This is a genomic window from Leucobacter faecis (assembly GCF_054456695.2).
In genome coordinates, this window is record NZ_JBTJER020000043.1 from 1 (window position 1) to 311 (window position 311).

1 pseudogene is annotated in these 311 nt (G+C 72.0%); it reads left to right on the top strand.

Annotation, left to right across the window (positions count from 1 at the left end):
- Positions 1–311, top strand: a pseudogene (locus ACXR2W_RS14195) (hypothetical protein); the annotation flags it as partial.

Genomic DNA, 311 nt, shown 5'->3' on the forward strand with positions numbered 1-311 from the left:
TGGACCGTCGAGGTCGTCACGGTCGAGGCTGAACGGCAGGCCGCCGCACGTGAAGACGCCGCCCGCGAGGCCGCCGCCCGGGCTGCTGCCCCCCAAGCGGCTGAGCAGGCAGGCGAGGCCAGCCAGGCGGGCCAGGCAGACCAGGCGGCAGAGCCGGCGCCGAGCCTGGCCGATCAAGTGGCACCAGCGCGCACCCTCGACGAGGTGCGCGCCGACACCCTCGCCGAGCTGCTCCTCAACGGTAACCCGTACACCGAGCTTGATGTGAGCGACGGCAGCAAAGCAGCGCAGGTACCCAGTGGGTTCTTCGC